Origin of the sequence: Catellatospora sp. NPDC049111 (genome assembly GCF_040648615.1) — a bacterium.
Taxonomy (GTDB): Bacteria; Actinomycetota; Actinomycetes; order Mycobacteriales; family Micromonosporaceae; genus Catellatospora; species Catellatospora aurea.
The window spans coordinates 86,090-109,438 of sequence record NZ_JBEZEB010000012.1 but is presented as its reverse complement, the minus strand read 5'-3'; the positions used below and the strand labels follow the sequence as shown (position 1 = coordinate 109,438).

18 protein-coding genes and 1 riboswitch are annotated in these 23,349 nt (G+C 72.0%); of the genes, 7 read left to right on the top strand and 11 right to left on the bottom strand.

Annotated features, from left to right (window positions below; genetic code table 11):
* The first annotated feature begins 79 nt into the window (after positions 1–79).
* Positions 80–1,045: a Gfo/Idh/MocA family oxidoreductase gene (locus AB0B66_RS19170; protein ID WP_360531108.1), complete on the top strand. Its 966-nt coding sequence runs from the start codon at positions 80–82 to the stop codon at positions 1,043–1,045.
* Positions 1,046–1,147: 102 nt separating this feature from the next.
* Here AB0B66_RS19170 and AB0B66_RS19165 read toward each other — a convergent pair whose 3' ends face one another.
* From AB0B66_RS19165 to AB0B66_RS19150, 4 genes are all read right to left on the bottom strand, one after another.
* Entirely contained in the window at positions 1,148–2,200 is a 1,053-nt protein-coding gene (locus AB0B66_RS19165; RefSeq protein ID WP_360531105.1) for an inorganic phosphate transporter, read from the bottom strand.
* Positions 2,201–2,233: 33 nt separating this feature from the next.
* Positions 2,234–2,860 (bottom strand): DUF47 family protein, encoded by a 627-nt coding sequence (locus AB0B66_RS19160; protein WP_360531102.1) that lies wholly within the window; start codon positions 2,858–2,860, stop codon positions 2,234–2,236.
* Positions 2,861–2,977: 117 nt separating this feature from the next.
* Positions 2,978–3,946, bottom strand: coding sequence for a PPK2 family polyphosphate kinase (locus tag AB0B66_RS19155; protein ID WP_360531099.1), 969 nt, complete (start codon positions 3,944–3,946; stop codon positions 2,978–2,980).
* Positions 3,947–4,230: 284 nt separating this feature from the next.
* On the bottom strand, positions 4,231–4,722 hold the full coding sequence (locus tag AB0B66_RS19150; RefSeq protein ID WP_360531096.1) for a DUF402 domain-containing protein: 492 nt from the start codon (positions 4,720–4,722) through the stop codon (positions 4,231–4,233).
* A gap of 253 nt (positions 4,723–4,975) precedes the next feature.
* Here AB0B66_RS19150 and AB0B66_RS19145 point away from each other — a divergent pair, with 253 nt between their 5' ends.
* Positions 4,976–6,886 carry an ATP-dependent DNA helicase gene (locus tag AB0B66_RS19145; protein WP_360531402.1) on the top strand — a complete coding sequence of 637 codons (1,911 nt, stop codon included), beginning with the start codon at positions 4,976–4,978 and terminating at the stop codon, positions 6,884–6,886.
* A 126-nt stretch (positions 6,887–7,012) separates the two neighbouring features.
* Here AB0B66_RS19145 and AB0B66_RS19140 read toward each other — a convergent pair whose 3' ends face one another.
* Both AB0B66_RS19140 and AB0B66_RS19135 read right to left on the bottom strand, forming a co-directional pair.
* Positions 7,013–8,200 (bottom strand): DUF5685 family protein, encoded by a 1,188-nt coding sequence (locus AB0B66_RS19140; protein ID WP_360531093.1) that lies wholly within the window; start codon positions 8,198–8,200, stop codon positions 7,013–7,015.
* A gap of 205 nt (positions 8,201–8,405) precedes the next feature.
* On the bottom strand, positions 8,406–8,741 hold the full coding sequence (locus tag AB0B66_RS19135) for a co-chaperone GroES (RefSeq protein WP_360531399.1): 336 nt from the start codon (positions 8,739–8,741) through the stop codon (positions 8,406–8,408).
* A gap of 87 nt (positions 8,742–8,828) precedes the next feature.
* Between AB0B66_RS19135 and AB0B66_RS19130 the strand changes: the two genes are divergently transcribed.
* Positions 8,829–10,088 carry an AI-2E family transporter gene (locus tag AB0B66_RS19130; RefSeq protein WP_360531090.1) on the top strand — a complete coding sequence of 420 codons (1,260 nt, stop codon included), beginning with the start codon at positions 8,829–8,831 and terminating at the stop codon, positions 10,086–10,088.
* Between the two features lie 63 nt (positions 10,089–10,151).
* Here the strand turns inward: AB0B66_RS19130 and AB0B66_RS19125 are convergent, their stop codons facing one another.
* Positions 10,152–11,633, bottom strand: coding sequence for a PrsW family intramembrane metalloprotease (locus AB0B66_RS19125; protein ID WP_360531087.1), 1,482 nt, complete (start codon positions 11,631–11,633; stop codon positions 10,152–10,154).
* An 83-nt stretch (positions 11,634–11,716) separates the two neighbouring features.
* Positions 11,717–11,833, top strand: a riboswitch (SAM riboswitch).
* A gap of 99 nt (positions 11,834–11,932) precedes the next feature.
* Between AB0B66_RS19125 and AB0B66_RS19120 the strand changes: the two genes are divergently transcribed.
* On the top strand, positions 11,933–13,207 hold the full coding sequence (locus tag AB0B66_RS19120) for an aminotransferase class V-fold PLP-dependent enzyme (protein ID WP_360531084.1): 1,275 nt from the start codon (positions 11,933–11,935) through the stop codon (positions 13,205–13,207).
* A 68-nt stretch (positions 13,208–13,275) separates the two neighbouring features.
* On the opposite strand, the gene AB0B66_RS19115 is transcribed toward AB0B66_RS19120, so the two are convergent.
* Positions 13,276–14,889: a hypothetical protein gene (locus tag AB0B66_RS19115; RefSeq protein ID WP_360531081.1), complete on the bottom strand. Its 1,614-nt coding sequence runs from the start codon at positions 14,887–14,889 to the stop codon at positions 13,276–13,278.
* A 47-nt stretch (positions 14,890–14,936) separates the two neighbouring features.
* Positions 14,937–16,094: an FUSC family protein gene (locus AB0B66_RS19110; RefSeq protein ID WP_360531078.1), complete on the bottom strand. Its 1,158-nt coding sequence runs from the start codon at positions 16,092–16,094 to the stop codon at positions 14,937–14,939.
* A gap of 57 nt (positions 16,095–16,151) precedes the next feature.
* Between AB0B66_RS19110 and AB0B66_RS19105 the strand changes: the two genes are divergently transcribed.
* Positions 16,152–16,781, top strand: a complete 630-nt coding sequence (locus tag AB0B66_RS19105; RefSeq protein ID WP_360531075.1) for a metal-dependent phosphohydrolase — start codon at positions 16,152–16,154, stop codon at positions 16,779–16,781.
* Positions 16,782–16,955: 174 nt separating this feature from the next.
* On the opposite strand, the gene AB0B66_RS19100 is transcribed toward AB0B66_RS19105, so the two are convergent.
* A complete protein-coding gene (locus AB0B66_RS19100; protein ID WP_360531072.1) occupies positions 16,956–17,225 on the bottom strand; it encodes a DUF4031 domain-containing protein in 270 nt (89 codons plus the stop codon).
* Positions 17,226–17,247: 22 nt separating this feature from the next.
* On the opposite strand from AB0B66_RS19100, the gene AB0B66_RS19095 reads away from it, so the two are divergent.
* Positions 17,248–18,636, top strand: a complete 1,389-nt coding sequence (locus AB0B66_RS19095) for an FAD-linked oxidase C-terminal domain-containing protein (RefSeq protein ID WP_360531069.1) — start codon at positions 17,248–17,250, stop codon at positions 18,634–18,636.
* A gap of 247 nt (positions 18,637–18,883) precedes the next feature.
* Here AB0B66_RS19095 and AB0B66_RS19090 read toward each other — a convergent pair whose 3' ends face one another.
* The gene (locus AB0B66_RS19090) at positions 18,884–20,686 is read right to left on the bottom strand and encodes a glycerol-3-phosphate dehydrogenase/oxidase (protein ID WP_360531066.1); all 1,803 of its coding nucleotides are present in this window, start codon (positions 20,684–20,686) and stop codon (positions 18,884–18,886) included.
* Between the two features lie 70 nt (positions 20,687–20,756).
* Here AB0B66_RS19090 and AB0B66_RS19085 point away from each other — a divergent pair, with 70 nt between their 5' ends.
* The gene (locus tag AB0B66_RS19085; RefSeq protein WP_360531063.1) at positions 20,757–23,348 is read left to right on the top strand and encodes a S8 family serine peptidase; all 2,592 of its coding nucleotides are present in this window, start codon (positions 20,757–20,759) and stop codon (positions 23,346–23,348) included.
* Position 23,349 lies beyond the last annotated feature (1 nt).

The following is a 23,349-nucleotide window of genomic DNA, read 5'->3' as shown; positions in this document are numbered from 1 at the left end:
TCGTCCATCCTGCGCTGCGCTCCGGATGGACACCGGGCGGCCGCTCCGACGGGCTCCTTAACCGGTGTAGCTTCGGGTCGTGACTGATCAGATTCGTTGGGGCGTTCTCGCCACGGGCGGGATCGCCGCACGCTTCGCACGTGAGCTGGGCCAGGTGCCGGGCACGGAACTGGCGGCGGTGGGCTCGCGGACGGCGTCGTCCGCGCAGGCCTTCGCCGCCGAGCACGGCGCGGCGCGATCCCACGGCTCGTGGGAGGCGCTGGCCGCCGACCCGGACGTGGACATCATCTACATCGCGACCCCGCACTCCCACCACCACGCTGCGGCTTCGCTGTGCCTGCGGGCCGGCAAGCCGCTGCTGGTGGAGAAGGCCTTCACGCTCGACTTAGCGTCGGCCCAGGACCTCGTCACCATCGCCCGGGAACGCGAGCTGTTCCTGATGGAGGCGTTCTGGACGCGTACCCTGCCGTCCACGCTGAAGATCCAGGAGCTGATCGCCGACGGCGCGATCGGCGAGCTGGTCGCGGTCCAGGCCGCGTTCGGCATCGGCCTGGACCCGGACCCCTCGCACCGCCTGCGCAACCCGGAGCTGGGCGGCGGCGCACTGCTGGACCTGGGCGTCTACCCGATCGGCTTCGCGCAGCTCCTGCTCGGCGAGCCGAACCAGGTCCGCGCCTGGGCGCACCTGTTCCCGGAGGGCACCGACGAGCGCACCACCATCTCGCTGGGCTTCCCGTCGGGCGCGGTGGCGTCGCTGTACTGCGGCGTCAACGGCGACGTACGCAACGCCACGATCGTCGGCACCCGGGGCCGCATCGAACTCCCCTGGGGCTTCCACGCCGCCGAGCGCTTCGTCCTGCACCGCCACGGCGCCGACCCGCAGGAGTTCGAGACCGCCCCGTCCGGCCTGCACTTCGAGGCCGCCGAGGCGACCCGCTGCCTGCGCGAGGGCAAGCTCGAATCCGACCTGATCCCCCTGTCCTCCACCCTCTCCGTCATGAGCACCCTGGACGCCGTCCGCGCCCAGATCGGCGTCACCTACTGACACCAAAAGCGACGATCTTGCGCGTACTGCGGGTACGACCCGCCCCTTCCGGGCGTATCACCAACAGTTCGCGCAAGATCGTCGCGATCTTGGCTGGAGAACTCAGAAGATGGGGCGGACCAGGACGTAGGCGATGATGGCGGCCAGGGCCGCGCCGGGGAAGGTGAGGACCCAGGCCATCACGATGTTGCCGGCGACGCCCCAGCGGACGGCCGAGAACTTCTTGGTGGCGCCGACGCCCATGATCGCCGAGGTGATCGTGTGCGTGGTGGAGATGGGCAGGCCGTAGGCCGCGGCGGTGAAGAGCACGCCGCTGGCGACGCTCTCGGCTGCGAACCCGGCCATCGGGTCCAGGTGGATGACCCGGCGGCCCAGGGTGCGGATGATGCGCCAGCCGCCCGCGTACGTGCCGAGCGCCAACACGGTGGCCGAGGTCCAGAACACCCACTCCGGGATGTGCTCGTTCGAGCTCTGGAAGCCGCCCGTGTAGAGCGCCAGCACGATGATGCCCATGGTCTTCGCGGCGTCCTGCATGCCATGGCCGACGGACATGGCGACCGCCGACAGCGACTGCATGATGCGGAAGAACCGGTTGAGCGGGGTGGGGTGGAAGAACCGCCCCGTCTTCTTCTTCGCGGTCGCCTTGGCCAGCAGGTACACCGCCCAGAGCAGGGCCAGCATCAGGAGCGCGCCGAGGATGAAGCCGGTGGCCGGGGACGCGATCATCGGGATGACGACCTTCTCCACGATGCCGCCCCAGAGCACCTCGCCCTGCACGCCGAACGCGATCGCGCCCAGCATCGCACCGACCAGGCCGCCGATCAGGGCGTGCGAGGACGACGAGGGGATGCCGAAATACCAGGTCAGCAGGTTCCAGGCGATGGCCCCGACGACGCCGGCGAACACGATGCCCAGACCGGCCTCGCCCTCGGGCGGGGTGATGATGCCGCTGCCGACGGTCTTGGCCACCTGGGCGCCGAAGTGCGCGCCGACGAAGTTGCCCAGCGCGGCGATGCCCAGCGCGATCCGCGGGGTCAGCGCCCGGGTGGAGACGCTGGTGGCGATGGCGTTCGCGGCATCGTGGAAGCCGTTGGTGTAGTCGAACACCATGGCCGCGATGATGACCGCGAGCACCGGGATGAGGAGTTCGTTCACGTCAGGCTCCCCGGCCGGCGATGAGGCCGCGCATCAGGACTCCTTGACGGCGATGGTCTCGACGGTGTTCGCCACGTGCTCGAAGGCGTCGCAGGCGGCCTCCAGCTCGTCGGCGACCTCCTTCATCTTCAGGACGGTCAGCGCGTCGTACTCACCGCTGAACAGCCGGACCAGCAGCATGCGGTAGGTGCGGTCGCCGTCGTTCTCCAGGCGGTTGCACTCGACCCAGTAGTCCTTGAGGCCCTTCATCTGCTTGAGCCGCGGCATGGCCAGCGCGGTGACCTTGGCCTGCTGGTCCAGCACGTCGATCATCTCGATCATCTCGCGCGGCAGCGCCGGGAGCTTGGTCAGGCCGTACAGGTAGACCAGGTTGCCCACGGCCTCCAGGTGATCCATGACGTCGTCGAGCCCGGAGCCGAGGCGGTAGATGTCCTCGCGGTCGAACGGCGTGATGAAGGTTGAGTTGATCTTGTTGTACAGCTCATGCGTGATCTTGTCGCTGTCGTGCTCGACCTCGGCCAGCCGCTCGCTGATCGACTGCACGTCGGCGCCGGGCAGCGCCAGCTCGGAGAGCAGCTCCGTGCCCCGCACCAGATTCTGGGCGGCACGGGAGAACATCTCGTAGAAGGCGCCCTCTTGGGGGCGGAGTGAAAACTTCACCGCAAGCACCTTTGGTTTGGTGGTGTCATCCGGACGGTCTGGTCGGGGGAATGCTAAGCACTGTTACCCGGCGTTCGTGACCCGGTCACCCAGCGCCTTCTTCCCTTCATGGCCCGTTCACCTGCCGTTCACCTTCGGCGCGCTGCCCGTTTCCTCACGTTCCAGGCGCTTCGTCTCGGCTCGCGGGTCGAAGTCGGCCGGCGGATAGCTCAGATCCAGGCGTTTCAGGGCATCGAGGATGAGGTGTGCCACCGCCCAGTCGCGGTACCACTTCCGGTCCGCCGGGACCACATGCCAGGGGGCGTGATCAGTCCCACACCGCTGGATCGCGTCCTGATAAGCCTGCTGGTACGCGGGCCAGTAGGCGCGGTTGTCGACGTCGTCCGGGTTGTACTTCCAGTACTTCGTGGGGTCCCGCAGGCGTTCCAGCAACCGGCGGCGCTGCTCCTCGTAAGAGATGTGCAGCATCACCTTGACCAGGGAGAACCCGCTGTCGACAAGCTCACGTTCGAAGCTGTTGATCTTCTCGTACCGGGGTTTCCACACCCGGGGCGGCGCCAGCCGGCGCACCCGCACGACCAGCACGTCCTCGTAGTGCGACCGGTTGAAGATGCCCAGGTATCCCGGCAGCGGCAGCGCCCGGCGGATCCGCCACAGGAAGTCGTGCTGCCGCTCCTCCGCCGTCGGCGGGCCGAACGCGGTGATCCGCAGACCCTCGGGGTTCATCGTGCCGGCCACCTTCTTCACGGTGCCGTCCTTGCCCCCGCAGTCCATCGCCTGCAGCACCAGCAGCACCCGCCGCTGATCGGCCGGGTTGACCTTGGCGTTCGCGAACAGCATCTCCTGCTGCCGAGCCAGCTCCTGCCCCAGCGTCACCAGCTCGGCCCGCGCCCACCCCTTCGGATCACGCCGCACACCCTTGCGATCCGGCAACCCAGGCGTCCCCGCCGGATCGATCGCCCCAAGGTCCACCCCCGACCCGACCCGCAGCAATCCGGACACATCCGCCACATCTCGATCATCGCCCAAAACCCACCCCCACACCGCCCATCCCCAACTTCCGCCCACCCCTACCCCGTTGATCATGAACCTAGGGACGTGTTGGACGGCGTGTCGCTACCCCGCCGCCGTGATCAACAATCGCGGGCGGCACGGTGGCACGGCGGCACGGCGAGGTGGCGGCGGGATGACGGCGGAGTGGCACCACGGGGTGGGGGTGCGGCAGAGCCCGGCCGAGCCAGGCAACGCGGTGATGCGGCGAGCGGGGTAGGCCCGCGGGTCATCCGGTGATCACGGCGGCAAGGTGGCGACACGCCGTCGACCACGTCCCTAGGTTCATGATCAACCCGGGAGAGGGGCGGGGTGGGGGGTTAGGGGGAGACGTGGGCTAGCCAGCGGTGGAAGTGGGTGGTGAAGGGTTCCTGGTTGGTGCGGACGGCGTCGAGGAGCCACTGGGCGGCGGCGCGGGCCTGCTGGACGACTTCTTCGGGGTAGCCGAACTTGGTCTGGTGGGCGGCGAACTCGTCCTCATCGACCAGCTGGACCTCGCCGGTCAGGCGGATCTTGCGTACGTCGAGGTCGAGGTCGGTGACGGTGACGGTGTCGTCGTTCCAGGTAGCGGGGGTGGTGATGTCGCAGTAGAGGGAGGTGTTGCGGGGGGCGGCGTTGAACATGGCCGTCCACCAGCCGGTGTGCGGGACGAGGACCACGCCGGGGATCTCGTACACCTTGCCGGTGTCGCTGACCGTGCCGCTCGGGATGCCCAGCCAGGTGCCGTGCTCGTCGCGGCCGAGCAGAGTCGCCGGGAAGGCCCGGTGCGCGCTGCCGTCGAACTTGCGGATCTCGACCCGTACGACGCCCATCGACTACCTCGTTTCACGGCGGTGGCGTACACCCTCGCACCACCGCGCAACGATGCGGGGGTGACGCGGGTCGCGCCCACAATGCGCCATAGTCCCAAATCCGGCGGCGCGGTGGAAGACCGTCGGTGCCAGCCGGTACGGTCAACCGGTGCCGCCGAAGAAGAAGCGAACACGTGACCACAGCGCCCTCGACCTGCTAGAGGCCGCTGTAGGCGCGGTGCCCGGCGGCTCGGCGCGGCCCGGCCAGCAGGCCATGACCGCGGCCATCAGCACGGCCATCGAGTCCGGCGACCACCTGCTGGTGCAGGCCGGCACCGGCACCGGAAAGTCACTGGCCTACCTCGCCCCGGCGCTGACGGTGGACGGACCTGTCGTCATCTCTACGGCCACGCTCGCGCTCCAGTCGCAGCTGGTGGAGAAGGACCTGCCCCGCATCGGCAAGGCGATCTCCCCGCTGCTCGGCCGTGAGCCGACGTTCGCCCTGCTCAAGGGCCGCCACCACTACGTGTGCCTGGCGAAACTGGAGCACTCCGACGAACAGGACCCGCAGGACTCCCTGTTCGACGCGGGCAGCAGCGGCAGCGGGGTGAAGTGGCTCGGCGAGTCCGGCCGGCTGGGCAAGCAGATCGAGCGCATCCGCGACTGGGCGATGGAGAGCGACACCGGCGACCGTGACGAGCTCGACCCGGGCGTCGACGACACCGCCTGGCGTTTGGTGTCGACCCCGGCGCGCGAGTGCGTCGGCGCGGCCCGCTGCCCGTACGGGCCGGACTGCTTCGCGGAGCTGTCGCGCGCCCGCGCCCGCGAGGCCGACGTGGTGGTCACCAACCACTCGCTGCTCTCGGTCGACATGATGGCCGGGCGGCACATCGTGCCCGAGCACAAGCTGCTGATCATCGACGAGGCGCACGAGCTCGCCGACCGGGTGTCCAGCGCGGCCCAGGCCGAGCTGACCCCGGACGCTGTGGACCGCACCGCCCGCGCCGCCCGCCCGTTCGTGGAGGGCGAGGAGTACCAGTCCCTCGTCGAGGCGGCCGACGCGCTGACCGTCGGGCTGGCCGAGACCCAGGCCGGGCGCATCACCGGCAAGCTGCCGACGGGCATCGTCGAGGCGTGCACGCTGCTCGACGGCGCGACCCGCCGTGGCCTGAGCCGAATCGGCGAGATCAAAGCCGAGGACCCCGATCCGGTACGCAAACAGCAGGCCAAGGCGCTGCTCGACGAGGTGTCCAAGACCGCGCAGCGGCTGCTGGAGGACAACGAGCACGACGTCGTCTGGGTGGAGCACGAGCCGCGCCGGGCCCTGGTGGTCGCGCCGCTGTCGGTCGCCGGGCTGCTCGGCGAGAAGCTCTACGAGGACCGCACCGTCGTCGCCACCTCGGCCACGCTTACCCTCGGCGGCAACTTCGACACCCTCGCCCGCTCGCTGGGCCTGCCGGTGAGCGCCAAGGCTCCCGCCAAGCCGGGCACGCAGCCGGAGCCTGCGTCCGGGCCCGGCTGGAAGTCGCTCGACGTCGGCTCCCCGTTCGACTACCCGAAGCAGGGCATCCTCTACGTCGCGGCGCACCTGCCCCGGCCCGCCGCGTCCGGCCTGCCGGATGCCGCCGGGGCGGAGCTGCTGGCGCTGGTCGAGGCGCTCGGCGGGCGTACCCTCGGGCTCTTCTCCTCCCGCAAGGCCGCGCAGCAGGCCGCGGAGCTGCTGCGCGCCAAGACGAACCTGACCGTGCTGCTGCAGGGCGACGAGGCGTTGCCGCTGCTGGTCCGCAAGTTCCGCGAGGACCGCAACAGCTGCCTGCTCGGTGTCATGTCGCTGTGGCAGGGCGTGGACGTGCCCGGGGACGCGTGCCAGCTGGTCGTCATCGACCGGCTGCCGTTCCCCCGCCCGGACGAGCCGCTGGCCTCGGCCCGCTCGGCGGCGGTCGACGCGGGCGGCGGCTCGGGCTTCGCCGCGGTGAGCGTGCCGATCGCGGCCATCCGGCTGGCCCAGGGCGTGGGTCGGCTGATCCGGTCCACCTCGGACAAGGGCGTGGTCGCCGTGCTCGACTCCCGCCTGGAGACCGCCCGCGGCTACGGCTCGTTCCTACGCGCCAGCCTCCCGCCCTTCTGGTACACCACCAAGCAGGAGGTCGTCCTCAAGTCCCTGAAACGCCTCAGCGAGAGCTGACCCGCGCCGCGCCCGGTCGCGTCAAGATCGCTCGACTTGCCTGGCACCTGTGCGAATCACTGCTCAAGATACGCACAAGTGCCAGGCAAGTCCGATGATCGAGGCGCGGCGGGCGGCCGGGCAGCGTCAGCAGTCGCAGGAGCAGTCGCAGCAGTCGCAGTGTTTGCAGATCTTGCAGCAGTTGCAGACGTCGCAGCAACTGCCGCAGTCGCTGCCGCAGTCGCAGTTGGTGCACCAGCCGTCGCGGGGCAGCCCGCTCCACGGACCCGGATAGGGGTCGCGGCAGCAGACCTGGCAGGTGCAGCACATCCAGCTCGCCACCGCGCACCCGAAGATCGGCCCACGGGTGACCGGCGGCAGCTCCACCTGCGGCCACCAGCACGAGCCGCTGCCCGAGGGCTTGGGTGCCTTCGGCCGGCGGCCCTTCTTGCCCGGCTGGACGACCGGCGGGTAGTAGTCCGGGTCGGAGCCGGCGAAGGTGCGCTCGATGGCGTGCTCGACCTCGTGCACCAACAGCCGGTGCACCAGCTTCCGGTCGTCGAAGGCCACCTCGTCCAGGGCCAGCCGGATGCCCGCCGCGGCGTCCCGGGCCAGCACCCCGGCCTGCGCGACCGACGACCCGGTGGCGAGCAGCGGGTTCCACGCCCCGGTGGCCCGGTCGGCGGCGAGGTCCTCGACCGCGTCGAGCAGGTGCGCGATCCGGCCGAAGAAGCGGCCCGCCTCGGCCAGCGGCTCGGCGTTGCCGGGTCGGCCCGCCAGCACCGCCGTGTGCGCGAACGCGGCGGCGGTGGCGAGTTCGGTCGGCTCGGTGACGGTGAGCAGCGATCCGCCGAGGGTGATCGCCCGTTCCACCTCCCGCTGGCCGTGCACGGCGGTCAGCAGCACACCGGTGTCCAGGCCCAGGTCCAGCCCGGACCGGTGGGCCCGGGTGGCCCAGCGCCGCGCGAGCAGGCGGGCTCCGGTGGCGACCGGGCGGCGAGCGTACGCGCCGTCGCCGTCGGCGGCGTGGTCGGACAGCTTGGCCGACGCCAGCACCAGGGAGACCGTCGCGGCCAGCCGCGCACCCACTCCTTCTGCCACCGGTGCGGTGCGCATGCCGCGCAGCGGGCACGGCCCGGCGGTACGCCGGTGCACGGTCGCCTGCTGCGCCTGGGTCAGCACGGAGATGATCAGGCCGTCGTAGTTGGTGACGATGCGGGCCGCCTGGCCGTGCTCGTCCCGCAGGGCCAGGCAGAGCCCGCACAGGTGGCCGAGCCACTCGCTGTGCAGCCGCTCGGACAGGCTGTGCGCGCAGGGTCTGATGATGCCGAACACGCGCGGCAGCCTAGATCACGCTGTCATCCCGTGCCCGGGTCGTGTCGCCGAGCCGACCGATCCCGTCCGGCCGCCACCGGCAGCCGCTTGACGGCACGCTGGCGCTTCGGCGGGGGCGAGGGCGGGCTGGGTCAACCGGGCAGGCCGCCGCCGCGTGGCGCGACAGCGAGGCGGCGGCGCGGCTGGGGTCAGTCGCACGCGAGGGTCAGAGGTAAAGGCCTGTGGCGTCCGGCTCGACGCGGGAGGCGGCGACCGCGTGCACGTCGCGCTCGCGCAGCAGCACGTACGCCTCGCCGTGCAACTCCACCTCGGATCGCTCGTCGGGATCGAACAGCACCCGGTCGCCGACCTGGATCGCGCGCACATGCGGGCCGACGCCGACGGCGGTGGCCCAGGACAGCCGCGTCCCGACCGAGGCGGTGGCCGGGATCACCAGGCCCGCGGACGAGCGCCGCTCCCCCTCGGACGCCTCCTGCTTGACCAGCACCCGGTCGTGCAACAGACGGATCGGCAGGCCGGTCTCGGCGGTGTCTGCGTTCAGTGTCACGCCGGTCAGGGTACTTCCCCGATGGAGCGGTGGCCGCAGGCGACTAACGTGGTGGCGTTGCCTGTCCACGGGAGGACACCAGTGGGTCGTTTGGACAACTTCAAGGCGAATGTGCGGCGGGCCTACGAGGCCAGCCGTGCCAGCGCCCGCGCCAAGCGTGAGCAGGAGGAGCGCGAGCGCCGGGAGGCCGACCAGCCGCTGCCCGAGCCGAGCGAGCCTGAGATGCTGCACCACTCCACGGCCAGCCGCGACGACGTCGACGTGCCGTACGCGTTGCGCATCGGCGGGGCCTGGGCCTGGCGCATCATCGTGCTCGGCTTCGTGCTCGTGTACCTGTTGCAGTTCCTCGGAAAGATCAGCATCGTGGTCGTGCCGGTGCTGATCGCGATGCTGCTGGCCGCCCTGCTGGGCCCCGCGGTGCGTTGGCTCAACCACGTCCGGGTGCCCCGTTCGCTGGCCACCGCGATCGTGGTGGTGGCCGGGCTGGGTGCCGTCGCCGGCACGTTGACCCTGGTCATCAACCAGTTCGTCAACGGCCTGCCGGATCTGACCAAGAACGCCGCGGAGGGCGTGCAGCAGATCCAGACCTGGCTCAAGAACGGCCCGCTGCACCTGACCGACGCGCAGATGAACAGTGCGATCGGCGAGGTCACCAAGACCATCACCACGAACAAGGACGCGCTGACCAGCGGCGCGATCACCACCGCGACCACCGTCTTCGAGGTGCTCAGCGGCCTGTTCCTGGTGATCTTCACGTTGTTCTTCTTCCTGCGGGACGGCCGGGTCATCTGGCGCTTCCTGCTGCGCCTGGTGCCCAACCAGGCCCGCGAGCCGCTGGACCGGGCCGGGGTCGCCGCATGGGCGTCGCTGGGGGCGTACGTGCGGGCCACCGTGCTGGTCGCGTTCATCGACGCGGTCGGCATCGGCATCGCGCTGGCGGTGCTGAAGGTGCCGTTCGCGGTGCCGCTGGCCGCGCTGGTGTTCCTCGGCGCGTTCATCCCGATCGTCGGCGCCACCCTGTCCGGCGCGGTCGCGGTGCTGGTCGCGCTGGTCAACAACGACCCGCTGACGGCGCTGCTGGTGCTCGCCGCGGTCATCGCCGTGCAGCAGATCGAGGGCCACCTGCTCCAGCCGCTGATCATGGGCCGTGCGGTGGCCATCCACCCGCTGGCGGTGATCATCGGCATCGCCGCGGGTGTGGTGCTGGCCGGGATCGTGGGCGCGCTGATCGCCGTACCGCTGATCGCGGTCCTGAACACGGCGGTCCGGTCGCTGGCCGAACGCCCGCAGCCCGAACCGGACTCGGTGATCGTCAAGGCGCCACCCGCGCCCGCCGCCTGAGGCACGAAACGAGAGGGCTCCGCCGGTGTTCCGGCGGAGCCCTTCTTCGTCGCGGCGGTGGCGTCAGGACGCCTGCGGCGGGTGGTACGGCTGCGGCGGATACGGGTACCCGGGCTGCGGGGCGTACACCGGCGGGGGCAGCAGCACCGGGACGGGCACCACTGGCTCCGCGGGCATCGGCACGGTGCGGGCCACACCGTCCGGGAAGGTCATCCGGTACACCGCCCCGTCGAAGAAGGCCGGCGGCACCTGCGGATCGCGGCCCACGAACACCGCCCGCGTGGTGCTGAGCACCTGCAGCAGGTCACGCTCCTCGGTCGCGCTGCGGGCCCGGTCGGCGTCGTACTCGTCGAGGCCGCGGTTCATGCCGTCGCGTACCAGCGCCAGCCGCGTGGCGGCGAACTGGAACTCCTTCATCGCCCGGCGGCCCGGCTCCCCGGCGACCCGCTTCGCCCAGACCCGGGCGGCGTGCCGGCGGGCGAGCGTGCCCATCGCCGCCACCTCGGGCGGGGTGAGCCAGCCTGCCGTGGCGTACGCGGGCAGCACCTGCAACGCCAGCCGGCCCTCGCGGGCGCGCACCCACAGCGCGACGCCGATCATGGACAGGAACACCGGCACCATGACGGCGATGTAGCCGTACAGGAAGAAGTAGGGGCTGATCGAGGCGGACAGCGTGGCCATCAGGTTCCACGAGCCGTGCAGGATCATCGCCAGCAGCAGCCCGCCCACCGGCGCGCACCAGCGCACCCAGCTGCTGGCCGAGCGTGCGGCGATGCCGATGCCGATGCCCGTCATCGAGGTGAACAGCGGGTGGGCGAACCCGGAGATCAGGATGCGGCCCAGGAACATGCCGAAGACCAGCTGCGCCCCGGAGTACGGCCCCCACTGCTCGTTGCCCGCGTAGAAGCCGTGCCCGCCCAGGTAGAGGATGTTCTCCACCATCGCGAAGCCGACCCCGGACAGGCCGCAGTAGACGATGCCGTCGGTGATGCCCGACAGCTCGCGGCGACGCCGCCACAGGATCCACAGCGGGAACGCCGCCTTGCCCAGCTCCTCGATGAACGGCGCGACGACCGTGGCCACCACCGCGTCGGGCAGGGTGACCACGTTCAGCCAGCCGGTGAAGAACGAGTTGACGCCCAGCGCCAGCAGCGTCGCCGGGAACGCGCCCCACAGGAAGCTGATCACCAGCAGTCGCGGCGGTTCCGGCTCGTACCGGTCGAGCCAGAGGAACGCGGCGACGAGCACCGGCACCGGCAGCAGCGCCGCGGACAGGCCGACCGCGAACGCCAGTGGCCCGATCCGCCAGCCCAGGTAGCCGAGCATGGCCAGGGCCGAGCCGCCGACGACGACGATCGCGAGCAGCAGCGGCAGCCAGCGCCGGGGGCGCTTGAGCGGCAGCGACGGCTCCGGCAGCGCGGGCGGCAGGCCGAGCCCGGCCGTGCCGACCGGCAAGGGCTGGGCCGGCGTGGGCGGCGACGGCGCGCTGTAGGGGCCGGCGTCGGCCCTGCCGGGTTCGGTCCCAGGAGTCGGGAGGTCGGACATGGGCGCAGCCTACCTCCGCTATGCTCGGCGAAAGGTCACGAGTGTCAGCCGCTCTCACATTCACCTGCGCCAGCGGGCGAATGTGTCGAAAGATAGAGCAAAGCCCCGGCTTGCTGACCGGCAACCCTCTGTAGTTCGCGGTGGGGTGCCCCGGGTGATGACCGGGCCCAGCCCGTTGTCGTGCTGGGCAAGCGCGGACCTTTGCCTCCGCTTGTGGCTCGTCCCGACGACCCGCCCGAACGGCGGTTCCGAGGACTCCCACCAGCGGTCCAGGGGTCCCCTGACCCCGGAGGTGCCCCATGACCGCGATCGCCCAACGACCCTGTAGCGCCGTCGAGACGGCCGACGTGACAGCCGTCCGCGTGGCCGAGGCCGAGCTGTCCGTGCTCGGCGTGCCCGGCCAGATCAATCTGGACTACGCGGCGACCGCGCCCTGCCTGAAGGCCGCCGCCGACGCGGTCACCGCACTGCTGCCCTGGTACGGCTCGGTGCACCGGGGCGCGGGCGCGCTGTCGCAGCGCTGCACCCTGGAGTACGAGCGCGCCCGGCAGACCGTCGGCGACTTCGTCGGCGCACGCGAGGGCGACCACGTGGTGTTCACCCGCAACACCACCGACGCGCTGAACCTGCTGGCGCACGCGCTGCCCGCGGGCACCACGGTGATCACGTACGCCGGGGAGCACCACGCCAACCTGCTGCCCTGGCCCAACGCGGTGCGCCTGCCGGTGCCGGGCTCGCCCGACGCCGCGGTGCGCTACCTGGCCGCCGCGCTGGCCGAGGTGCGCCGGGGCAACGCCGACGGCGAGGTCCTGGTCGCCGTCACCGGCGCGAGCAACGTCACCGGAGAGCTGTGGCCGGTCGCGCAGCTCGCGCTGATCGCGCACCGGTTCAACGCGCGGGTCGTGCTCGACGCCGCGCAGCTCGCCCCGCACGTGCCGGTCGACGTGTCCACCCTCGACGTCGACTACGTGGCGCTGTCCGGGCACAAGCTCTACGCCCCGTTCGGTGCGGGCGTGCTCGTCGGCCGGGGCGACTGGCTCGACGCCGCGCGGCCGTACCTGGCCGGTGGCGGGGCGACGAGCGGGGTCGGCGACGCCACCCACGACGTACGGTGGACCACCGGCCCGGCCCGGCACGAGGCGGGCACGCCCAACCTGCTCGGTGCGGTGGCGCTGGCGGCGGTGTGCGCCACCCTGGAGGCCGCCGACCGGTACGCGCTGCACGCCGAGGAGCAGCGCCTGCTGGCGAAGCTGCGGGCGGGGCTGGCGGAGCTGCCCGACGTCGCCGAGCTGCGCACCTTCGACGCCGACGCGGCCCGCATCGGCGTGGTGTCCTTCGCCGTACGCGGCCGCGACTCCGCCGAGATCGCCCAGCGGCTGGCCCGGGAGCACCACATCGGCGTACGCGACGGCCTGTTCTGCGCCCACCCGCTGGCCCGCCGCCTGCTCGGCGAGGCCTCGGTGCGGGCGGGCTGGGACGGCGTGCCGGCCACCGCGCTGCGCGCCAGCATCGGCATCGGCACCACGGACAGTGACGTGGACACGTTCCTCGGCGCGCTGCGCGCCGTCGTCTGAGCCCGCGAACGACGACAGCGGCCGGTGACCCCTGACGGGTCACCGGCCGCTTCGTGCTACCTCGACGATCAGGCCTGGGCGTCGTCTCCGACGACCTTGCGACGGCGCGTCACCAGGAACAGCAGCGCACCGAGGACCACGACCCCGCCACCGATGCCGGCGATCAGGGCCACGTTGACACCCGTGACGGGCAGGCCGCCGCCGTTGCCACCGTTGTTGCCGCCGGCCGGCGGAGTTCCGATCTTGATGACGACCTTGGCGGTGTCGTTCTTGGGGTTGGTGTCCTTGCCCACCGACGTGGTCGTCTTTGCGCTGCCGTCGTTGCCGATGGGCGCGGAGTCGATGTGCACCAGCAGTTCACGGGTCAGCGAACGGCCCGGCTGCAACTCCGACTCGAATCCGCAGCTGATCTCGGTCTCGCCGGTGTAGTACGCGGGGATCTGCCCCTTGCCCTCGCACCAACCGACGGACGGCAGCGAGTCGGGCGCGACGAAGGAGGTGCCGGAGGGCGCCTTGATCGAGAAGCCCGGTCCGGTGCTCGCCTTACCGACGTTGCCGACCGAGACCTTGATCTTCACCGTGTCGCCGACCTTGCCGTATGCCGTGGTCACGCTGATGGCCTGGTCGACCGCGACCGGGGCGGCCACGTGCACCGCGAACGAGGCGTCATCGTCGGCCGGGTCGACGTCGCCAGCCTCGCCCGCGTTCGACACCGCATCCTTCAGCAGGCCTTCGACGATCTGCTCGAACTGCTCCTCGGTCACCTTGTCGGCGACCTCGAACCCCTCGACCTTCGTCACGACCCGTCCGGCGGGCTCCTGGGCGGACGTCTTGATGGCCTTGGCGCTCACCAGGCCGCCGGGCAGCGCCCGCGGCCCGTCGACGAAGCCCGGCAGGACGTACAGGTAAGCGAGGGACGTGGGCGTGAAAGCGCCGCCGGGCGGGATCACCAGGTCGGGAGCCGAGCATTTGATCACGGACAGGTCCTGCTCGACACCGCACCACCCGGGGAAGTCTCCGCCGCCGTCGTAGACGGTGTGGGGCGGCAGCGTGATGCTGAACTCCAGGCCGTGCACGTACTGGTCGCCGTTGTTGTGGATGCCCCACGCCAACGGCGCGTTCTCGCCGGGCTTCACCGGAATGACCTTGCCGTCGGCGGTGTAACCGGCGACCACGTCGAACGCGAAGGACATCAGGTCCGCGCCGCTGTCGACGACCTGCACCGGCACGGTCACGCTGTTGTTGGCGGTGTCGACATCACCGGCCGCGGTGAACGACACCGAGAACGAGCCTGCGGCGCCCGCCGTCTTGCCGACGTTACGCAGGTATACCGCATCGATGTAGGACTCACCGGGAGCGAAGCCGTAGAGCCCGCACTTCGCGATCTTCCCAGTGATGTCGCAACCCGACTCCTCCAGGAAGGAAAGGTCGGCGGCGACGAGGGAGCTGGTCAGACCGCTGAAGTCGTAGGTGAGCAGGGCGTCGCCGGACGCGGCGGTGCCGATGTTGGACAGGTCTACTCGGAAGCCCTTGCCCTCGGCCTCGACCGCGATCTTGCTGGCGGGGACGTTCACGGCCAGGTCGATTCCGGTGGCCGCGTGGGCCGGTGTGCCGAGCACAGCGGAGAGCCCGCCGGCGAACAGCAGCGAGGCGCCCGCCGCCAGGGCGGTGCGGATCTTCATTTGTGTTGCCCCCGTGGATTGATGAGGAGTCGATCAACGGAGGGACGTTACCCAGCTTGTTCAGAGCTTCCACCAGCCGAACGGGTGGAACCCGACTGGTCGATCCGACCAACCGCGCGTCTGACCTGGCGTTCTGCGTCCTCCCGGGGCAGGCCGGCGGCCAGCAGCAGGTCCGTCGCGGTCGAGCGCACCTGCGCGAACACCACCTCGCCGGAGAAGTCCAGGCCGGCCTGGTGCGCCTGGCTGGCCTGCCGCACCGCCCGCGCGGCGGCCTCCGCCGCCTGCTCCGGCTCGACCGCGTCGGCCAGCTCCCGGCGCAGCGACGACACCGACTGCGCGAGTGCGTGCACGGCCTCGACCAGGGAGGCGGGCACCGTTTCGCGGTCACGGATCATCGACACGATGCGGCGTACCAGCACCCGGCTGTTACGCAGCGCGCGCGCCAGATGGTCGGCGGCCTCGATGTACGCCTGGAGCAGGCCGTGCTTGCCCCAGTGCAGTGGGGCGATCGTCGCCAGCTCCTTGCTCGCCTTCAGCGACTCGCCGAACGCCCGCAGGTGCGACTCCGCCTCCCGCATACGGTCCAGCGCGTCCTGGGCCGCCGCCGCGTCACCGTGCGCCAGCGCGTCGGCCGCGTGGTTCAGCCCGTCGGCGAGTGAGTCCATCAGCGGCCCGACCGCCCGCTTCACCTCGGTCAGCGGGTTCAGCGGCAGCAGCAGCGCCATCACCAGCAGCGCGATGCCGCCGCCGACGACCGCGTCGACGAAGCGGCTCAGGTAGTAGTCGCTGGTGATCGGCAGCAGCGTGGCGACCAGGATGCCGGACGAGGCCGCCTGGGTCACCAGCGAGGCCGAGCCGCCGATGAAGATGGCCAGGTTGATCGCGAGCAGCACCACCAGCGACACCTGCCAGGCGCCCCGGCCGATGACCAGGATGAGCAGCTCGCCGAGCAGGATGCCGACCGCGTTGCCGGCCACGATCTCCGCCGCGCGCCGCATCCGCTGCCCCACCGAGATCGCCAGCGTGACCACCGCCGCGATGGGCGCGAAGAACGGCTGCACGTGGCCGAGCAGGACGTGCGCCACGTACCAGGCGAGCCCCGCCGCGACCGCGGCCTGCACGGACAGGATGAGGCTGCCGCGCACCCGCCGCACCCGGTCGCGCAGCGTGATCCGCGTGCGTCGGCCCAGCTCGGCGGCGTCCACCACCTAACTGTGGCGCACCCGGCACCGCGCGCCCGTCGGATGCGCCAAGATTTGGCCATGACCAGTCTGCTCACCCCCGACCGGTTCGCCGCCGCCGCGCGGGCCGCCGGAGCCACCGCCCCGGACAGCGTGCTGGCCGAGGTCGGCACCGAGCTGATCAACCGCTGGTCCGAGCCGCAGCGCTTCTACCACACGGTGGAACATCTGGCGGCCTGCCTGGAACTGGTCGGCGACGAGCCGGCGGTCGCGCTGGCGGTCTGGGGCCACGACGCGGTCTACGACCCGACGGCCGCCGACAACGAGGAACGCAGCGCCGTGCTCACCGCCGAACTGCTGACCGAATGCGAGGTGCCGGTCGCGGTCATCGAGGAGGTGACCCGCCTGATCCGCCTCACCGCCGGCCACGCCGTTGCCCCCGGCGACCGCAACGGCGCCCTGCTGGCCGACGCCGACCTGGCCATCCTCGCCGCTCCGTGGCCCGACTACGTCCGCTACGTGGCCGCCGTCCGAGCCGAGTACTCCCACGTCCCCGACGACCTCTGGCGCATCGGCCGCAGCACCGTCCTCCAGTCCCTACTCGCCCTCCCCACCCTCTACCACCACACCCCCGCCCTCGAATCCCCAGCCCGCACCAACCTCCACCGCGAACTCTCCTCCCTCACCCCCACCCCACCCCCGCCGCGTTGATCATGAACCTAAGGACGTGGTGGACGGCGTGTCGCCACCCCACCGCCGTGATCACTCCCGCGGGGCTGATCGATCACGGTGCCAGGGGATGGACACGCCGTCGAACACGTCCTTAGGTTCATGATCAACACGGCGGGGCGGGCCGCAGCCGGTGGAGCCGTGGCGGGGCGGGGGTCAGTGGGGGCGGGTGAGGTGTTTGGGGATGCGGAGGCCGGCGGCGCGGAGCAGGCGGGCAATGTCGCGGGAGGTGGCGTGGTGGGCGCCTAGCCAGCGGGCGACCGGGACGCGCTCGGCGGGGATGTCGTAGTGGTCGCGGTCGAAGCCGCGGCGGGGCGCGCCGAGCAGTTCGGCGAACGCGTGCAGCTCCGCGAGGGACACGTCGCTGACCAGATGCGCCCACAGCCGCCCGTGCGCGGGCCAGACCGGGCTGTCGACATGGATCACGCGTCCACGCTAGCGTGCGAACGTGACCTTCCTCGACGAGCTGACGGCTGCTCTGGGCCCCGACCGCGTGATCACCGATCACGACCTGCTGATCTCGTACCGGCGTGACGAGGCCGACCTCTGCGAGGCGGGTACGCCGCTGGCGGTCGTACGCCCGGAGGAGACCGCGCACGTCGCCGCCGCGGTCGCGATCGCCGCGCGGCACGGGGTGCCGGTGGTGCCGCAAGGCGCGCGGACCGGGCTCGCCGGCGGCGCGAACGCGATCGACGGCTGCCTGGTCGTGTCGATGCTGGCCATGAACCGCATCGTCGACCTCGACACCGCCAACCGGATCGCCACCGTCCAACCGGGAGTCGTCAACGCGGTGCTGGCCCGCGCCGCGCTCGCCGAAGGCCTGCGCTACCCGCCGGATCCGGGCTCGTGGGAGTCGAGCACCATCGGCGGCAACGTCGCCACCAACGCGGGCGGCATGTGCTGCGTCAAGTACGGCGTCACCACCGAGTACGTGCTCGGTCTGGAGGTCGTGCTCGCCGACGGCCGGGTGCTGCGCACCGGTCGCCGCACCCCGAAGGGGGTCGCCGGATACGACCTGACCAGGCTTTTCGTCGGCTCCGAGGGCACCCTCGGGATCATCACGGAGATCACCGTGGCGCTGCGGCCGGCCGCCGAGGAATCGCTGACCATGGTCGCGGTCTTCCCGACCACGGCCGCGGCCGGCGACGCGGTGAACCGGATCTTCGCGGCCGGACTCGCCCCGAGCCTGCTGGAGCTGCTGGACCGGGTGCACCTGGAGGCGCTGGAGGCGTACCGGCCGATGGGGCTGGACACCACTGCCGCCGCACTGCTGCTGGCCGCGGTGGACACCGGGTCGCGGGCTGCCGCCGATCTGGAGGCGATCGCCGAGCTGGCCCGGCAGGCCGGCGCGGGCGAGGTGTGGCAGGCCACCGACGCGATGGAGGCCGCCGAGCTGCTGCAGGCGCGGCGGCTCGCGCACCCGGCGATGGAACACCGGGCCCTTTCGCTGTACGAGCACGGCGGGCTGATCATCGACGACATCGCGGTGCCGCGTACCCGGCTGGCAGAGCTGCTCGACGACATCGTGGAGATCGCCGCCAAGCACGACGTGCCGGTCGGCGTCGTCGGCCACGCGGGCGACGGCAACCTGCACCCGAACATCGTCGTCGACCGCGCCGACCCGGCCAGTGTCGCGGCTGGCCAGCGGGTCTTCGACGAGATCATGGAACGCGGCCTGGCCCTGGGCGGCACCTGCACCGGCGAGCACGGCGTCGGCCTGCTCAAACGCGACTGGCTCGCCACCGAACTCGGCGAGGTGGGCGTCGACGTCCAGCGCGCGATCAAGTCCGCCCTCGACCCCGCCAACCTCCTGAACCCCGGCAAGGTCCTGCGCTGATCCACCGGCCGTGTGGACGCGCCCGCGCGATGATCGCTGTTTCTGGTCATGATCTGCAGTCTGACTGCAGATCATGACCAGAAACGCCGATCATGACCGGCGACCCGGCCGGCCCTGACCGCCGAAACCCGGCCCTGACCGCCGAAACTCGGCCACCCGCCTGGCGCACGGCAGCTCCCGGCCGTGCCGCGTTAAGAAGGTGCCCTTCCTCTACCCAGAGCGATGGGAAGGTGCCCTTCCTTCGCTCTCAGACGGCGGTGAGGCGGGTGGTGTTGGCGGCGGCGTCGTCGGGCATACGCTGGGATTCGCGTTCGGCGTCGACGCGGGCGAGGTAGGTGGTGATCTCGGCTTCTGTGGTGGTGGGAGACCAGCCGAGGGCGGGGGCCATGAGTTCGGCGGTACGGCGGGCGGTCTGGACACCGCGGTGGGCGGTCTCGATGGAGATGCGGGTACGCCGGGCGAGCACGTCGACGACGTGCCGGGCGCCCTCGTGGCGGGCCGCGTAGACGACCTCGGCCGACAGGTGCTCGGGTGCGCCGGGCAGCGGGTCGGCCAGCGAACGGTCCGCGTCGATCAGGGCGAGCAGCTCGGTGGTGAGCGTGCCGTAGCGCTCCAGCAGGTGCTCCACCGCGCCGACGCTCAGCTCGTGGCGGCGGGCCAGGTCGGCGCGGTCGCGCCACATCGCCTCGTAGCCGTCCGCGCCGAGCAGCGGTAGGTCGGCGGTGCCGCTGTGCCGTACTCCCCCAGTGGCTCGTCCCGGCGGCGCGCCAGGACGGCGGACCGCCGAGGACTCCCCACCGGCGACCCCGAGCCGCCGGACCGCCTTGTCGATCACGTCCTGGGCCATCACCCGGTACGTGGTGAACTTGCCTCCCGCGACGAGCAGCAGCCCGAGCAGCGGCTCGACCACGGCGTGCTCGCGGGACAGCGCCGACGTCGAGTCGGACTCGCCGCGCAGCAGCGGCCGCAGTCCCGCGTACACGCCCTCGATGTCGCCGCGCGCCAGTGGCCGGTCGAGCACCTCGTTGACGTGCGACAGCAGGTAGTCGATGTCCTTTGCCGACGCGGCGGGGTGGGCGCGGTCCAGTTCCCAGTCGGTGTCGGTGGTGCCGATGATCCAGTGCCCGCCCCACGGGATGACGAACAGCACGCTGGACGCGGTACGCAGGATCAGGCCGACCTCGCCGGTGATCGCCGAGCGGGGCACCACCAGGTGCACGCCCTTGGAGGCCCGCACCCGGAAGCCGACCCGCGCGTCGGGCAGCCACGACGACACGTCGTCGCTCCACACGCCGGTCGCCGCGACGACGGTCTTCGCGCGTACGTCGAACTCCTCGCCGTCGGCGCTGACGCGCACACCCGTCACCTGGCGCGCCTGCCGCAGCAGGCCGACGGCCTTGGCCCCGGTGACCACGGCCGCGCCGAGGCTGGCCGCGGTGCGGGCCACCGTCACCACGAACCGGGCGTCATCGACCTGCCCATCGTAGTAGCGGATCGCCCCGGCCAGGCCTTCCTCGCGCAGCGACGGGAACAGCCGGCGCGCGCCGGACTGGGTCAGGTGCCGGTGCAGCGGCATGCCCCGCCCGCCCCCGACCAGGCCCGCGAAGGCGTCGTACAGCGCTACGCCGGCCCCGTAGTAGAGCCGGTGCCAGGCTCGCTTGGCCACCCCGACGACGCCGGGCGTCTCGGCCGGCAGCGGCACCAGAAACGGCACCGGCCGCACCAGGTGCGGGGCCAGCCGGGTGGCGAGCAGGCCGCGTTCCCGCAGCGCCTCGTGCACCAGCGGAAACTCCAGCTGCTCCAGGTAGCGCAGGCCGCCGTGGATGAGCTTGGACGAGCGCGAGGACGTGCCCGCGGCGAGGTCGCTCGCCTCGATCAGGGCCACGCGCAGGCCGCGCGAGGCGGCGTCCAGCGCCGCGCCGACACCGGTCACCCCGCCCCCGACGACCAGGACATCGAACTCTTCGTCGCGAAGCCTGCGCAGGTCGGCTGCGCGGCGCTCCGGGGACAGAGCACCTGCGGCGAAGCGGGACACGCTGCGGTCACGCATTCCACCAAGGTACCGTGCGGCTGTGCTCCCACACGGTGACCGCCAGGGTGTTCCACCTCATGTTCCGACCGTGCCCCCATCCGCGCACGCGGATGCCGCACCGCGCTCGCCGGTCGGCGCGATCGTCGCTGCCGTCCTGGTCGGAGTGTGGGCGGTCGTCGTCGCCGTGCTCTCCCAGTACGGCCTCGTGCTCGCCGCGCAGGTGCTGCTCCAGCTCGGTATGCAGCTGCCCGGCTTCCTCTGGCCGCTGGCGGGTCTGGTCGTCGCGCTGCTGGTCGGCCTGCCTGCGCTGCTGCTGGCCCTGCTGCCCAAACACGAGCCGGTACGGGCGACCGGCCGCGCCTTCTTCCTGGGCGCGCTGGCGCTCGGCGGGGGCAGCGCGCTGCGCCTGATCCCGGCCACCTCCAACGAGCTCTACCTGCTGGTGTACGCGCTGCTGGCCGGCGCAGCCGCCTTCCTCCTCTACCGCCGCGCCACCCTCCAAGCCGTACCCATCGAGGCACCCGGCTCCGCGCCCGGCGCCTCGGTCGGCGAGGAAGGCCTCAGCACGGAAGGCCCTGGCGAGGACAGTCCCGGCAAGCAAGGCCTCGGTGCTGTGGCACCCGCGGCGGGCGACCCCGCCTCGCTCGGCTGGGCGGTGATCGCTGGAGTGCTGGTGCTGGTGCCGTACCTGTGGGCGGGTGCGCTGGGCGGGTTCACCGAGTCCATCGCCGCCGCGCTGGCGGCGCTCGCCACGGGCGCGCTGGCCATGGCGATCCTGGGACCGGGCCTGTGGCGGCACTTCACCGACCGCGGGCGGCCGACCCTGGTGCTGTCCGGCGGCCTGGTGGCCGGGGTGGTGCTGGCGCTGCTCGCGGGCGGCGCCGGAGCAGCCGGGGCGCAGGTGCTGCTCCTGCTGGTGCTGCCGCCGCTCGGGTTCGCGGTCGCCGCGCTCGTGCCCGGCTCGCCGCGCGGCTGGACCACGCTGATCATGGTCGCGCTCGCCGCGTTCGGGCCGCTCGGCTACGTCGACCCCGACGAGATGAACCTCGGCCTGATCGGCCGCGACGTGCCGTACTACGCCGTGCTGGCCGCCCTGATCGCCTGGCTGGTGGCGCTGGCGCTCGGCGTCGCGTACGGCGTCGGCCTGCTGCGCACCGTGCGCGACCCGGCCGCCGCGCCGGAGACACTCGGCCCGCCGAACCAGTGGCCCGGCGCCCGGCCGGCCGGGACCACCTGGCCCGGTGCGCAGCAGCCGTGGCCGGGCACTCCCGCCCCGGTTGTCCGCGAGCGCGCGCAGGTCGTGCCGCGTACCGGCGGACGGGCGCTGGCGGCTGGGCTGGCCGCCGCGGTCGCCCTCGGCGCGGGGGTCTACTACCTGACCGCGGGTCAGCCGGGCTTCTTCGGCGACCAGCTGTTCGTGGTGATGAAGGAGCAGGCCCCGCTGGCCGGGCTGCCCACCACGACCGGCCTCGGCACCGGGCGCGATCAGCGGGTGGACGCCGTCTACCGGCGGCTCGTCGAGCACGCCGACCGCACCCAGGGCGCGCTGCGCACCGAGCTGGACCGCTGGAACCTGTCCTACCAGCCGTACTACCTGGTCAATGCGATCCTGGTGAACGGCGGCCCGGAGGCGCGGGTCTGGCTGGAGTCCCGGTCCGACGTGGACCGGGTGCTGACCGACCAGCGGCTGCGCCCGCTGCCCGCCGAGATCCCCATCCAGCGCGGCCCCGTGCGCCAGGCGCCGACCACCGCGCAGTGGAACCTGAAGATGGTCGGCGCGCCGGACCTGTGGCAGCGCGGCGTGACCGGTAAGGGCATCGTGGTCGGGTCTTCCGATTCCGGGGTGGACGGCTCGCATCCCGCGCTGGCGGCGAACTTCCGCGGCGGCGACGACTCCTGGCTCGACCCCTGGTCGGACAGCCGCACGCCGATCGACCACAACGGCCACGGCACGCACACCACCGCCACCGCGGTGGGGCGCGACCTGGTCGGCGTGGCCCCGGACGCCCAGTGGATCGGCTGCGTCAACCTGGAACGCAACATGAGCAGCCCGTCCCTCTACCTGGACTGCATGCAGTTCATGCTCGCGCCATATCCGCACGGCGGGAACCCGTTCACCGACGGCCGCCCGGCCCGCGCCCCGCACGTGCTCAGCAACTCGTGGAGCTGCCCCCCGCTGGAGGGCTGCGACGCCACGGTGCTGCAGCCTGCCACGTCCGCCCTGGCCGCGGCCGGGATCGCGTTCGTCGCGGCGGCGGGCAACAGCGGGCCGCAGTGCGGTTCGCTGGACACCCCGCCGGCCACGGATCCGGCGGCGATCACCATCGCCGCGGTGGACCGGACCCGCCGAATCGCCTCGTTCTCCAGCCGGGGACCGGCCGGCCCGAAACCGGACCTGGCCGGGCCGGGTGAGGCGGTGCTGTCGGCGATGCCCGGCGACACGTACGCCGAGCTCAGCGGCACCTCGATGGCGACGCCGCACGTCGCCGGGGTGATCGCGCTGCTGTGGTCGGCCCGGCCCGAACTGGTCGGCGACCTGCCCCGCACCCAGCAGTTGCTGCGCGACACCGCACAGCCGGCGCTGCTGGCCAACGCCGCGCCCGCCTGCGCGACCGTGGCCGCTCAGGCGGGGGCGGGCATCGTCAACGCGGCCGAGGCGGTCGTCGCCTCCGCCAGGTAGG

Excerpts from the sequence above, each read along its gene's own strand:
- AB0B66_RS19125 (WP_360531087.1), bottom strand. The coding sequence starts at position 11,633 with ATGTCCGACCTCCCGACTCCTGGGACCGAACCCGGCAGGGCCGACGCC.
- AB0B66_RS19090 (WP_360531066.1), bottom strand. The coding sequence starts at position 20,686 with ATGCGTGACCGCAGCGTGTCCCGCTTCGCCGCAGGTGCTCTGTCCCCG.
- AB0B66_RS19105 (WP_360531075.1), top strand. The coding sequence starts at position 16,152 with ATGACCAGTCTGCTCACCCCCGACCGGTTCGCCGCCGCCGCGCGGGCC.
- AB0B66_RS19145 (WP_360531402.1), top strand. The coding sequence starts at position 4,976 with ATGACCGCGGCCATCAGCACGGCCATCGAGTCCGGCGACCACCTGCTG.
- AB0B66_RS19150 (WP_360531096.1), bottom strand. The coding sequence starts at position 4,722 with ATGGGCGTCGTACGGGTCGAGATCCGCAAGTTCGACGGCAGCGCGCAC.
- AB0B66_RS19115 (WP_360531081.1), bottom strand. The coding sequence starts at position 14,889 with ATGAAGATCCGCACCGCCCTGGCGGCGGGCGCCTCGCTGCTGTTCGCC.
- AB0B66_RS19120 (WP_360531084.1), top strand. The coding sequence starts at position 11,933 with ATGACCGCGATCGCCCAACGACCCTGTAGCGCCGTCGAGACGGCCGAC.
- AB0B66_RS19155 (WP_360531099.1), bottom strand. The coding sequence starts at position 3,946 with ATGATCAACGGGGTAGGGGTGGGCGGAAGTTGGGGATGGGCGGTGTGG.